General features: G+C 45.3%; 11 protein-coding genes and 1 riboswitch. Of the genes, 6 read left to right on the forward strand and 5 right to left on the reverse strand.

Going from position 1 to position 12,593, the window contains the following annotated elements:
• Position 1 precedes the first annotated feature (1 nt).
• Positions 2-1,123 (reverse strand): glycosyltransferase, encoded by a 1,122-nt coding sequence (locus tag ACM1ND_RS20875; protein ID WP_028541542.1) that lies wholly within the window; start codon positions 1,121-1,123, stop codon positions 2-4.
• 505 nt (positions 1,124-1,628) lie between these two features.
• On the opposite strand from ACM1ND_RS20875, the gene ACM1ND_RS20880 reads away from it, so the two are divergent.
• The 5 genes from ACM1ND_RS20880 (at position 1,629) to thiE (ending at position 6,825) form a co-directional block, all read left to right on the forward strand.
• Positions 1,629-3,350: an NAD-dependent malic enzyme gene (locus tag ACM1ND_RS20880; RefSeq protein ID WP_023990014.1), complete on the forward strand. Its 1,722-nt coding sequence runs from the start codon at positions 1,629-1,631 to the stop codon at positions 3,348-3,350.
• A 92-nt stretch (positions 3,351-3,442) separates the two neighbouring features.
• Positions 3,443-3,545, forward strand: a riboswitch (TPP riboswitch).
• Positions 3,546-3,681: 136 nt separating this feature from the next.
• Entirely contained in the window at positions 3,682-4,371 is a 690-nt protein-coding gene (gene tenA, locus ACM1ND_RS20885) for a thiaminase II (protein ID WP_341062722.1), read from the forward strand.
• Positions 4,372-4,445: 74 nt separating this feature from the next.
• Complete coding sequence (gene thiM, locus ACM1ND_RS20890) at positions 4,446-5,288, forward strand: hydroxyethylthiazole kinase (protein ID WP_179086212.1); 843 nt, start codon at positions 4,446-4,448, stop codon at positions 5,286-5,288.
• Positions 5,285-6,115: a bifunctional hydroxymethylpyrimidine kinase/phosphomethylpyrimidine kinase gene (gene thiD, locus ACM1ND_RS20895; RefSeq protein ID WP_069080420.1), complete on the forward strand. Its 831-nt coding sequence runs from the start codon at positions 5,285-5,287 to the stop codon at positions 6,113-6,115. Before thiM ends, thiD begins: the two co-directional genes overlap by 4 nt.
• On the forward strand, positions 6,112-6,825 hold the full coding sequence (thiE, locus tag ACM1ND_RS20900) for a thiamine phosphate synthase (protein WP_069080421.1): 714 nt from the start codon (positions 6,112-6,114) through the stop codon (positions 6,823-6,825). The genes thiD and thiE overlap by 4 nt, the downstream gene beginning before the upstream one ends.
• Here the strand turns inward: thiE and ACM1ND_RS20905 are convergent.
• From ACM1ND_RS20905 to ACM1ND_RS20915, 3 genes are all read right to left on the reverse strand, one after another.
• The gene (locus tag ACM1ND_RS20905; protein ID WP_071558335.1) at positions 6,770-6,937 is read right to left on the reverse strand and encodes an aspartyl-phosphate phosphatase Spo0E family protein; all 168 of its coding nucleotides are present in this window, start codon (positions 6,935-6,937) and stop codon (positions 6,770-6,772) included. The genes thiE and ACM1ND_RS20905 overlap by 56 nt on opposite strands.
• Before the next feature lie 392 nt (positions 6,938-7,329).
• The gene (locus ACM1ND_RS20910) at positions 7,330-8,748 is read right to left on the reverse strand and encodes a helix-turn-helix domain-containing protein (protein ID WP_069080422.1); all 1,419 of its coding nucleotides are present in this window, start codon (positions 8,746-8,748) and stop codon (positions 7,330-7,332) included.
• 158 nt (positions 8,749-8,906) lie between these two features.
• A complete protein-coding gene (locus ACM1ND_RS20915; RefSeq protein WP_075154663.1) occupies positions 8,907-9,881 on the reverse strand; it encodes a LacI family DNA-binding transcriptional regulator in 975 nt (324 codons plus the stop codon).
• Between the two features lie 186 nt (positions 9,882-10,067).
• Between ACM1ND_RS20915 and ACM1ND_RS20920 the strand changes: the two genes are divergently transcribed.
• Positions 10,068-11,411: a 6-phospho-beta-glucosidase gene (locus ACM1ND_RS20920; protein WP_076160797.1), complete on the forward strand. Its 1,344-nt coding sequence runs from the start codon at positions 10,068-10,070 to the stop codon at positions 11,409-11,411.
• Positions 11,412-11,506: 95 nt separating this feature from the next.
• Here the strand turns inward: ACM1ND_RS20920 and ACM1ND_RS20925 are convergent, their stop codons facing one another.
• Positions 11,507-12,481 carry a nitronate monooxygenase gene (locus tag ACM1ND_RS20925; RefSeq protein ID WP_023990023.1) on the reverse strand — a complete coding sequence of 325 codons (975 nt, stop codon included), beginning with the start codon at positions 12,479-12,481 and terminating at the stop codon, positions 11,507-11,509.
• Between the last annotated feature and the right edge of the window lie 112 nt (positions 12,482-12,593).

Here is a 12,593-nt window from a genome sequence, read left to right on the forward strand (position 1 = left end):
GTTATCTCACCCGCCGATCCAGTCGCCAAATATCAATGATAGAGCGTAAAAAACGAATAGAATCCTTCCAGACATGGATGTGCGAGCCATCGCGGTCAATACATTTGACGGGTAATTGCAGCACACGAAGCTGGAGTCGCTTGGCAATAAACATCATTTCTAGATCCAGCGCCAGTCCGAGCTGTTCCTTTAAATGCGGAAACATCCGTTTCACTGCAACCGAACTCATCACTTTAAGCCCAGTCTGCGAATCTACCACACCTGTTGGTAAAAAAGGACGGGAAATGACCCGCTTACCAAAGCTGACAACAGATCGCAATAAAGATCGATTCTCGGCGGTCATATCCTTGGTTCCGATCACGACATCATAATAGCCCTGCTGAACAACATTAATCATTCTGGCAATATCCTCAATAAAAAAGGAGTCGTCCGCATCCACAAATACGTAGTAATCCGCACCTATGGTCCGCATCCCTTCCAGATACGTCCCTGCCTTACGTGTATTGCGTCCCAATTCCCTTGTTTGAAGCAGCGGGCTAAGATTCTGATTAATCCTGTTTACGGACAAGTCCGTTGCTGCCTCCAGCGCTTTAATCAAGGCATTGGTACCATCGTGACTGCCATCATCAATGAGATAAATCGAACCTTCAATAATATGGCTGCGGATAAAGGCTTGCAGTCGTTCAGCAAAGGTTTTGACATGAACAAAACGTTGCTCTTCGTTATATACAGACAAGATAAATGCAATATGTTGGCTTTTGGTCGAATACTCGGGATAGAGCAAGCTTTGTATTTCCGAAAGCATTTCTTCGGTGTCATTGGCTTGCCAAAATAGCAGGCGCAAACGGCCTACTCCGGTGATTTGCACCATATGCTGATCACTGAACGGAATTGTTACATCCGTCACCAGTAACAATGGCATTTGCGGAAATTGGCTACGGATCTGATTGGCTTTCCGCACCGCCTGCCCCGGCTCCCTATAATCAATCAGGCAACAACATGCGTTCTCGTAGACTGAAGCTGCCTCCGTGTCCTCGCACTGTATATATTGGTAAAAACAAATCACATTGGGATAATCAATAGCCCTGTCGTTATCGCTAAAAATGGCTATAGGTCCCTGCACACAAACCTCTCCTTTTCCTCCGAATAGTTCTATTTTGTTGAAAAAGAATTAAGAATGTTTGCTTATAGGAGTTAAATTAATGTCCAAATACTTCATATTTCCTTAACAAAATAGCTGACACTCCATGATATATAAGGATATAAGAGAAGAAAAACTGATTTTCATATTTGATAAAAACAGAGTATTTAGACCTGATTCATTAGAACCAAAACCATCAGAATAAGTTAGTGCATCCATATCGAAAATTAGTTCTTTTAGATCAACAGAGGGAAGAATATATGGTTATTTTGTCATAGATAAATAGAAGAATAAAACAGATTCGCACGTCCATACTATGGACAACATGTCATCTTGAGGATTTTGCAAAAATCCGATAAGCGACTTTCAATGAACAAGATATAGATCGAAATGGTTTAGTTCGTCTATATCTTGCACTTCGGAGCGACTGAAATCGAATTTTGTGAAATCCTTACAATATGTAAATGAAGAGAAGGAAGGTCTTTCTATGGAAGCATTTTATGTCAATCGCGATGGGTCATTATCTACTCCATTACGGGGAAAGGATGTGTTGGCAAATCCTCTTTTGAACAAAGGTGTCGCTTTTACAGAAGAAGAACGCAAAGAGCTGGGTTTGGAAGGAATCCTTCCTCCAACCGTCCTTTCATTGGAGAAACAGAGCGTACGGGCATATCAGCAGTTTCTCGCACAACCCACCATGCTGCGTAAAAATGCTTCTCTCAACGACCTTCACAACCGAAATGTCGTACTCTACTACCGGCTGCTAACCGATCATTTGAGTGAAATGCTGCCCGTAGTCTACACGCCGACCGTAGGAACCGCGATTCAAGAATATAGTCACGAGTACAACCGCCCTGGAGGCGTATATTTGTCGATAGATAACCCGAACGGTATTGGACAAGCATTCCATAATTCTGGTTTGAGCGGCCATGATGTGGATCTGATTGTCGTGACAGATTCCGAAAGTATTTTGGGGATTGGTGACTGGGGCGTCGGGGGGATTAACATTGCTATTGGCAAGCTTGCAGTATATACGGCTGCGGCAGGCATTCATCCTGGGCGGGTGCTGCCAATTGTACTGGATGTAGGCACGAATAATGAAAAGCTGCTGAATGATCCACTGTACATCGGAAACCGCCATAAACGAGTTCGCGGAGAAGCCTATAACCAGTTTATTGATACTTTTATCAGCAAAACGTTAGCGCAATTCCCGAAGGCGCTTTTACATTGGGAAGATGTGGGTAGCGTAAATGCGCGCCATATTATAGGAAAATACGGTCAAAGCATACTCACCTTCAACGATGATATACAAGGTACAGGAGCAGTGACCCTGGCTGCGATTCTTTCGGCGGTGGGTGTCACCAAGACTCCGCTGCGTGAACAAAAAATACTTGTTTTCGGCCCAGGGGCTGCAGGGATCGGTAACGCTGATCAAATTCGGGGCGCTATGATCGAGGATGGCCTTTCCGTAGATGATTCATTCAAGTCCTTTTGGGCCTTTGATTATCGCGGGCTGTTAACGGAAGATATGGAAGACGTATTGGAGTATCAGAAACCGTATGTGCGCAAAAAGGATGAAGTCAGCTCATGGACCCGGTCGGGTGACGGCAAAATACCGCTACTGGAGGTCATCCGTCAGGTGAAGCCTACGATATTGATTGGAACTTCCGGTGTAGCAGGTGCCTTTTCTGAAGAAATCATCAAGGAGATGGCAAAGCATGTAGAACGCCCGATCATTATGCCCATGTCCAATCCTACAAACCTTGCAGAAGCAGTACCCGAGGATTTGATCCGGTGGACAGATGGCAGAGCACTGATCGCAACCGGAAGTCCTTTTGAGCCCGTTACCTATAACGATACAAATTTTGAGATTGGACAGGCGAACAATGCCTTTGTTTTTCCGGGACTGGGTCTGGGTGCGATTGTGGTTAAAGCCAAAAGGATTACCCCTGCGATGTTTACAGCGGCAGCAGTTGCTGTTGCCAATGGTGTAGATTCGAATACGCCTGGCGGTGCGCTACTCCCTCATATCCGAAAATTACGCGAAGTTTCGTACGCTGTTGCGATTGCGGTTGCAAAAGCCGCGATTCAGGATCAGGTAGCGCAGGCGCACATTTCAGATGTGGAACAAGCTATACAAGATGCAATGTGGAAACCGAAATATGCCAAGGTCAAAGCAGTGGAAAGTGTAATTCATCACCCTCACTAAGCCCAAAACACCTAACTAGAGGAAATTTAATATTTTGTACACTATGTTTGACATAGCATATGAACGAATGTACAGTAATAGTCAAAAGAATAGAAGTCCACTAGGGGAGCCACTATGGCTGAGACAAGAGCGTATCTTGGACCCTTTGAACCTGATCTAGTTCGTACTAGCGTAGGAAAGTGGAGCCTTCGTATATAAGGTTTCAAGCGTTTTTTGCGTATTGGGCCTATTGTTGAAGCCGCTCCATTTTTCCGGGGCGGCTTTTTAGCGTTGTTCCGGAATTATATTCTTACAGGACTTCTTGCTCTTCAATTTAATGGAGGTGGGGAAATTGAGTTTTACACAAGAACTCCGTCGGCAGGCGGACGGCATTTTTCAAGCGATTTTTGAGCATCCCTTTGTGAGAGGTATTGCTGAAGGAAGTTTGACAAGGGGACAGCTGATTCACTATGTAAAACAGGACTTTGAATATTTGAACGCCTACATGCGGATATACGGCATCGCAATCTCCAAATGCACGAATCGGGAGGACATGGCTGTATTTAATGAACAAATCTCTTTTATTCTCCACAGCGAGGTTCATCCGCATCAAAATTTCTGTGCTGTCGCAGGGGTGAGCTATGAAGAGTTGCAGGGATATCCGCTCGCTCCGTCGGCCCATCACTATATCCGTCACATGCTGACGGTTGCGCATGAGGGCAGCCTGGGCGAGATCTTGGCTGTGCTGCTGCCATGTATGTGGACCTATGCCGAGATTGGTCGCAGGCTGCTGGATGAAGTAAAGCCGGATGAGTCTCATCCGTTCTATGAATGGATGGGCTTCTATGGAGACCAGCTTGATGATACAACACTCAAGTTCCGAGAACGTGTAGATGCTTGGGCAGAAGGCGCAACGGCTGCTGAGCGAGAGCGGATGATTGAGCATTTTATACTGAGCTGCCAGCTGGAATATAAGTTCTGGGACATGGCCTATAAGCAGGAAGAATGGCCGGTCCAGATACAGGAAGCGGTCTTGGAATAGTCAGCCTGGCAATTCGATGCGTGAAGTACAGTTAATGCCCTGTTGAACCACCAACTATAGAGAGGATAATCATTATGAGTACATGGGAAAAAAGTTATTCGGATCTCCTGACGAAGGTACAAAACAGCAAACCCCTCGTTCACAATATGACCAATGTGGTAGTCACTAACTTTACGGCCAACGGCCTGTATGCATTGGGCGCCTCCCCGGTGATGGCCTATGCACCCGAGGAAGTAGCAGACATGGCAAAAATAGCGGGAGCCGTCGTGTTAAACATCGGTACGCTGAACCGCGAACTGGTGGATGCCATGATCATTGCTGGACAATCGGCGAATGCACACGGTGTTCCGGTCCTGCTAGATCCGGTCGGTGCGGGAGCAACGAGCTTTAGAACCGAATCGGCACTGCGAATCCTGAGAGAAGTCAAAATCTCATTGGTGCGGGGCAATGCAGCCGAAGTCGCGCATCTTGTTGGAGAAGCGCGTGAGATTAAAGGCGTAGATGCTGGTGACAGTGCTGACAGCGGAAATGTCGATCTGGCAATTCGGGCTGCTCAAACGCTCAATACAATGGTTGTCATTACTGGAAAAGAGGACGTCATCACCGATGGGGCCGAAGCACGAATGATAAGCGGTGGAGACGCGCTGCTCACGAAGGTAACCGGAGCAGGCTGCCTGCTGACCTCTGTGTTAGGTGCCTTTGCAGCTGTTGAACCCAGCCTGCTGCTCGCAGGTACAGCAGGCTTGGCATTTTACGGTGCAGCAGCTTCCCGAGCCGCAGCACGTACCGCAGAGCTGGGGCCCGGCAGCTTCCAGATTGCCTTTCTCGACGAGCTCGCCAAACTACATACAGGTTCGCTAGAGGGGCATGTCACTGTCCGTGAAGCCGGAACAACCACAGCAGGTGGTGCGCGATGACAGACGTTCGTGTACCCAGAGCACTGACGATTGCCGGTTCGGACAGTGGCGGCGGGGCCGGGATTCAAGCCGATCTCAAAACCTTTCAGGAGCTTGGCGTTTACGGCATGTCGGCTATTACGGCCATTACCGTACAGAATACTTTAGGGGTCCACGGCGTATATCCGCTGCCACAGGAAGCAACAGCGGAACAGATCGAAGCTGTAGGATTAGACCTTGGAGTGGATGCCCTGAAGACTGGCATGCTGTTTCATGCGGGCATCATCCGTCTTGTGAGCAAGCAGATTCGAAAGTTCGGCTGGAAAAAGGTTGTCGTCGATCCCGTGATGATTGCCAAGGGAGGCGCAAAGCTGCTGCAGCCAGAAGCGATGCAGGCTCTGAAGGACGACCTGCTCCCCTTGGCCCTGGTCGTTACACCGAATATCCCGGAGGCGGAAGCCCTGACAGGGATCAGTATCCATACGATGGAGGATCGCCGCGAGGCTGCGAGACATATTAGCAGTATGGGATCAAAATTCGTTGTGATCAAGGGTGGCCACGCTGACGAGAGCGAGAGCAGCGAACAGATTGTGGACCTACTCTTTGACGGAACCGCCTTTACAGAGCTGAGCGGCAAGCGAGTACGGACTGTTCATACACACGGAACAGGATGCACCTTCTCAGCAGCGATTACCGCGGAATTAGGGAAAGGGATGTCTGTACCGGAGGCTATCTCGAATGGCAAAGCCTTCATCCAGGCAGCGATTGAGGAACCTTTGCAGCTTGGACAAGGACATGGACCCACCAATCATTGGGCCTACCAACGTCGTCAGGAGGTGCTGCTATGAGCGGTAGAATGTTGTCAGAGGTGGTGCGCCGCCAGCTACAGATGTACCTGGTGCTTGGAAGCGTGAATTGCCTCGCGGAACCAGGCTGGGTCGTGCAAGAGGCTCTAGCTGGCGGCGCAACCATGGTCCAGTTCCGGGAAAAGGGTCTCGGCGCGTTAACGGGCGTTCCTATGTTCGAACTTGCGCGCCAGCTACAGGAACTGTGCCGTCACGCTGGTGTCCCCTTCATCATCAATGACGATGTGGAGCTGGCTCTTGAACTCGACGCCGACGGTGTTCACATCGGTCAGGACGATGAATCCGCCGAATCCGTCCGCGAGCGAATCGGAAATCGAATTCTAGGCGTCTCTGCCCATACCATTGAGGAAGCACGTCGAGCCATCCTGCAAGGTGCTGATTATCTCGGCGTCGGACCCATCTATCCCACCATCTCGAAAGATGATGCCCATGCCGTACAGGGACCGGCAATTTTATATGAGATGCGTAAAGCGGGAATTGATGTGCCGATTGTTGGGATCGGAGGTATTACAGTGGACCGTGTTGAGGAAGTCGCACGTGCAGGTGCAGATGGTGTGGCGGTGATTTCAGCCGTGACACAGTCAGAACAGGTTAGAGGTGCGGTCAAGGAATTAAAGAAAAATATGGTATCATTTCTCAATGATCCGATCTACATGTTTGATAATGATTCAACAGATCATCCAGCTTTTTAGATTGTTCTATTACTTTGGGATGTGTTAAAAATCCATACTTTTTCTGGACCTGGTACAGTTTCTTCCTAGCTCGTTCGACACAAAGTAAAGTCACACCTTGGTTCATCAGCATGATCCCTCCTATATGTCATATTTTATGACAAAAAGACGTTTTTTGGATTTTCGAATGATGCGCCTAACAAAAAAAGAACATCCCAAAAGTTTGCATAAACAAAGATGCCCCTAAATCCACGTTAAAAGAGCCTCCGTTTCCACTAATTAAGTGGAACAGAGGCCCTTTTCATAAAGAAATCCAATGAATATAGAGCATACATGCCAATTCTGACCTAGAGATTAACCTTATTTGGTTTGATCTCTAATAGTCGCTGAACTCCCCAAACTTGAACTAGTCGGTGAGAATTGTCTTTGTTTCTAGCCGTTTAAGCACCTCCAATTTGTACGTGAGGCGTTATTCTTTGATTTTGGTTATGCGACTGAACAGGCATTGCTAAAATAAACAAGAAGCTAGCTGCGATGACCAGCAGAATCATTTTTTTCAACATTGTCTAACCACACCTTTTCTAATAGTTTGAAATACTCTTCCCTTGTTTCGGGAAGCGCATGTGCTTGGAAATGTGCAAAAAGCCCTGTACAGTTTATAAAATAAGTCTCATTGTTTAGTAGGTGGGCTTTTACCAGTGCATATATTAAGTGTTTAAAGCCATCATTGTACATTCCCCGCCTTAAATAGTAATAAGCCAGTTCGTAACCAAACCATGCAAAATAATCCGGCATCACTTGTTGGGTGTACATATCAGTAGATTGTGATAGCAGAGCAAAAGAATTAATCTCCACTTCAAAACGTGAAAGGATATCATTGATATCTATTGCATATCGGTTAGCAGCAATCATAACGTTCAGCAACTTGGATAGCTTTTCATTCTCGGTAGTGATTGATGTGGATGCAATATATTCAACATAATGAGGAAGCACATTGGTATCTCCAGATAGGAGTCTATTTACAAAAGTATTACCTTCTGCCCAATGCTTGAACAAGTTGACCCAGTGTTGGGTTTCCTGGTCTGTCTCGATCACCCAATCTAAATCAGAGTAGGCGTACGTAAATTGTAATGCTTGCTGATAATCGCCTTGCGCTTCACAGACACTCGCACACAGTAAATCAGCATAGGTAATGTACACAAACATCGGGCGACTCAGCCTCTGTTCAGACTCCTCCCACTCTCGCTTTTTCTGTTGATGTTTCAAAGAATATTGGATCTCCGCTTTGGCTCTCATTTTTCGAGCAGTTGCATCGAGCTTGTCCCATTCACGCAGAGAACGATACACATTCGCCAAATCTTTTAACGCATCAAGTTGATCTATTTCATTCAGACGTTCGACAAAGGGTTCAAATCGTGTAGCCGCCTTGAGATTTCGGATCTGATTGTTCCCCACCTGAATGGTAAACAGACGATACTGACAGATAGCCAAGCGTTCAGAGTGCTGGTACTTCTCGCCTTCCGCAATCCCTTCGTAGAGCAACAATGCAGCATTGTGTTGACCTTGTGCGAATAATTTTTCTGCTGCATCAAATAACTTTGGGGAATATAGAAGATTGTCCATAATATGTCCCACTACAAGCTGGATAGCATCCAACTTGTCCAGTTCCGCACAGCGAAACAACAACGGCTCAATTCGCCTCCAATCCGGGGAGCGCTCAATGATGTAGTTATCTATGTATAGTTCGTAAAAAAAACCCTCTGGTAGTCCCATAGCCCAAGTGATTCGATCTAGCTGATGTATCGCGACAGGACGATGCTTGGCAATCCAATTATTAAGTGTTCTTTGATGAACACCTGAATGTTCGGCAAATTGTGCCAGCGTCAAATTATTTTCCCCTAAATAATCCTCTAACTTCGCCAAAATCGTAGGTGTATGTCCCAAGTCATAACCACCCTTCATACAAAAAATCCAAATTTTATACTTTCACCTCAAATTATTCACCAATTATTAACATGTGTCAACATTTTTCTTCCATTATTCCTACTATATAAACTTGAATATGGTAATTAATAACCACTAACAAGAAGTCCCTTTTGGAATCAGGTGGTCGCTCGCTCTACTAATTTGAATTCCAGATGATGTATCGTTTCATCCAGCCCTTCAAGGGCATTGCAAATCATAATAAACGCATTCTCCGCTTGCTTGTCTATCGGGTAATGAATCGTTGTTAAATCAAGCAAATGCGATATTTCGGTGTTATCAAAGCCTACTACTGCAAAATCCCTTGGTACAGAAACACCGAGTCTCCGTGCTTCAGTCAAAAGACCTGCTGCCAAATAATCAGTAGAACAGGCAAAGGCATCTGGTCTATCTGTTTGTTCTCGTTCTGCCCACCAATGAGCTATTTGTTCACCAGCTTCTATTGAATTTAAATCATAAAAATGCGGGAAGGCCTCAGCATCCAAATCATATTTTTCGCAAAAGTCATGATAAGCTCGAATGCGTTCTTTTGTGTTCAACCCCCGCATGTTGCCGTACACATTCACAATTTTCCGATATCCTCGGGCGTACAAATGTTCCAACGCCAGCGTATAGCCCTGATACTGATCCATAAATACAGACGGGATTGCCTCAATGTTTACACGCTGCCAGGTCACAATCGGACCATATTTTGTATAATGCTCAATCACACTCCACTCATTAACACGAATCATACAGACCAAGGCGTCCAGTTGCTTTCTCCGCAACATTTCCAGCGCTTCAAGTTCTCGCCCCTTCTCCCCATTCGTAATAAACAGCGCTATATTAAAGCCATGCTCCTGAGCATACATTGTAAATCCACGCACAAATAAACCCAATGAATCATTAAAAGAAAGTGAAATAATCCCTATGAGCTTGGTCATGCCTTTTTTTAAAGATACCGCATTTAGATTAGGAACATAATCCAGTCGGTCTATGACCTCCTGCACACGCTGTCTTGTCGGTTCACTTACATACGGATGGTTGTTAATGACACGGGACACCGTAGCCGAGGATACACCTGCCAGCTTTGCAATTTCATGAATATTCGCCATTTTTCTCACCTCGTTCTTCCTATTTTAGCATGTTCGTGTTTAGCATGTTCGTAGTGCCCGCCCTATAATTGTCACCTTCCCAAAATAAGTTTTTTAAAAGCGCTTGACCTGTAATGCATTACAGGGATTACAGTGAATTTGTGCTTAAGAAAGCGGTTAAAAAAACATACTTAGGAGGCACTAACCATGAAAAAAGGCATAAAGATTGCAACCATTGGCGGAGGTTCCAGTTATACACCAGAATTAGTAGAAGGCTTCATCAAACGTTATGCAGAGCTTCCCATTCGGGAATTGTGGCTGGTAGATATTGAGGCAGGACGTGAAAAACTGGAGATTGTAGGTGCCATGGCCAAACGGATGGTGAAGGCCGCAGGCATTGATTGTGAGGTACATTTGACACTGGATCGTCGGGAAGCGTTGAAGGACGCCGATTTTGTAACGACCCAATTTCGGGTAGGCTTGCTGGAAGCCCGGATTAAGGATGAAAGTATTCCGTTAAAACATGGCATGATCGGTCAGGAGACCAATGGTGCCGGCGGAATGTTCAAAGCGTTTCGCACCATACCCGTTATCCTCAATATCGTCGAAGATATGAAAGAACTGTGTCCGAATGCATGGTTGATCAATTTTACCAACCCTGCGGGTATGGTCACCGAAGCTGTGCTTCGTTATGGTCAGTGGGATAAAGTCATCGGATTATGTAATGTTCCAATCGGCGCGATCAAGAGTGCATCAGCTGTGCTGGACAAACCGGAAGAAGAGCTGTTCTTTAAATTTGCAGGGATTAACCACCTTCATTGGCACAAAGTTTATGACAAAACAGGGGCCGAATTAACAGAGCAAGTCATTGAAGGACTGTACGCTCCTGGCGCAAAACCGGAGAAGGTCGTTGAAAATATTAGAAACATGCGCTTCCTGTATGATCAAGTTCGTCAATTGAAAATGCTGCCTTGTCCTTACCATCGGTATTACTATATGACGGATAACATGCTCAAGGAAGAATTAGAGGAAGCCAAAAACGAAGGAACTCGGGGCCAAGTCGTCAAACGTCTGGAAGAAAGTCTGTTTGAATTGTATAAAGATCCGAATCTGGATTACAAACCAGAGGAACTATCCAAACGCGGCGGTGCGCATTACAGCGATGCAGCCTGTGAGATCATTAATTCCATTTATAACAACAAAGGCACATTGATGGTGGTTAGTACACGTAACAATGGTGCGATTGATGATGTTCCTTATGATAGCGCCATCGAAGTGACCAGTGTCATTCGCGCCCATGGCGCCGAACCTGTCAACTTTGGCAAATTCCCACCTGCACAGCGGGGCTTGCTGCAAGTAATGAAGGCAATGGAAGAGCTGACGATTGAAGCGGCGGTCACCGGTGACTATGCAACCGCACTGCAAGCCTTCACCCTGAATCCGCTCGTACCAAGCGGGGACATTGCTCAAACCGTACTGGATGAATTGCTAGAAGCACACAAAGAGCATCTACCTCAATTCTTTGCTCATAAGGAGAAGGCGACGGTATAAATTTATAAAACAGATTGTTCATGCTGGACGTATGAAAAAACGGTCGTCTCCCTCATTTCGGTTGGGATCACGGCCGTTTATAATGACATTAACTTTTAAACTTCAAACTTAGTCATCTTAGATATTGTTTCATGGTATCCTTCTAATACATCATTTATGATATCTTTTACACTCTTAATCTCAGTTATTAGTGGTACTATTTGTCCTACCATAACAGCGCCCTTCTCTTCAACGTCGCCTTCCAGCATCGCCTTTTTCAAAGAACTTTCAGCAACTTCTTTTAGTTTTACTGCTGCTTCTTTTTTGCTGTAATTGTTTTCAATTTCCGTCATTTCCTCTGAAAGCTTGTTCTTCAATTGTCTGCATGGCTCATCAGTAGAATATCCTGTTATCACAGTCTCCATGTCACCAGCTTTTAACATGGCATCTTTTACATTTGCATGTACTACTGTTTCCTCTGCGCACATAAAAATGGTTCCCATTTCAATGCCTTCAGCACCAAGAGCGATAGCTGCTGCCATTCCTCTTCCATCTGCAATACCGCCAGAGGCTATCACTGGTACAGATAAGCAGTTCGCTGCTTGTGGAACAAGAACCGTTGTTGCTTCATAAGTAGTATGTCCGCCACCTTCCCAGCCTTTTACAATAACTGCATCAGCCCCCGCTTTCTCCGCAGTCATTGCATCTTGAATTGTACTTGCTTTTACGATTACTTTTATTCCTAATTCATGCCATATAGAAAAGTATTTTCGGGATAACTCAAAATCAAGTCCCACTAGCGTATCTGCATAAATTACTGGTGGTTTTTCCTCCGAAGCAACTTTAGTTACATGATCTAATAATTCAGAGTTCATAATTACATTGATTCCAAACGGTTTACTCGTAAGATTTCTTGTAGCAATAATCTGGTCCCTAATAAAATCTAAAGGAGCAAATCCTACTCCTAATACACCAAGACCTCCACTTTCAGAAACTGCTGCAACTAATGGTGCTGTTGAAACCCAAGCCATAGGTCCTTGAATAATTGGTTTTTCAATTCCTAAAACTTTACATAAACGATTGTTAGACATAAAAGATTCTCCTTTTCATATTGAACAAAATGGATACCATTTATACAAATATTCTTTTATATTAAGATTATAATAAAGAAAAAAGATTCAGAATATCAGTAAGGCTTACCCT

Origin of the sequence: Paenibacillus sp. JJ1722 (genome assembly GCF_048282685.1) — a bacterium.
Taxonomy (GTDB): Bacteria; Bacillota; Bacilli; order Paenibacillales; family Paenibacillaceae; genus Paenibacillus; species Paenibacillus polymyxa_B.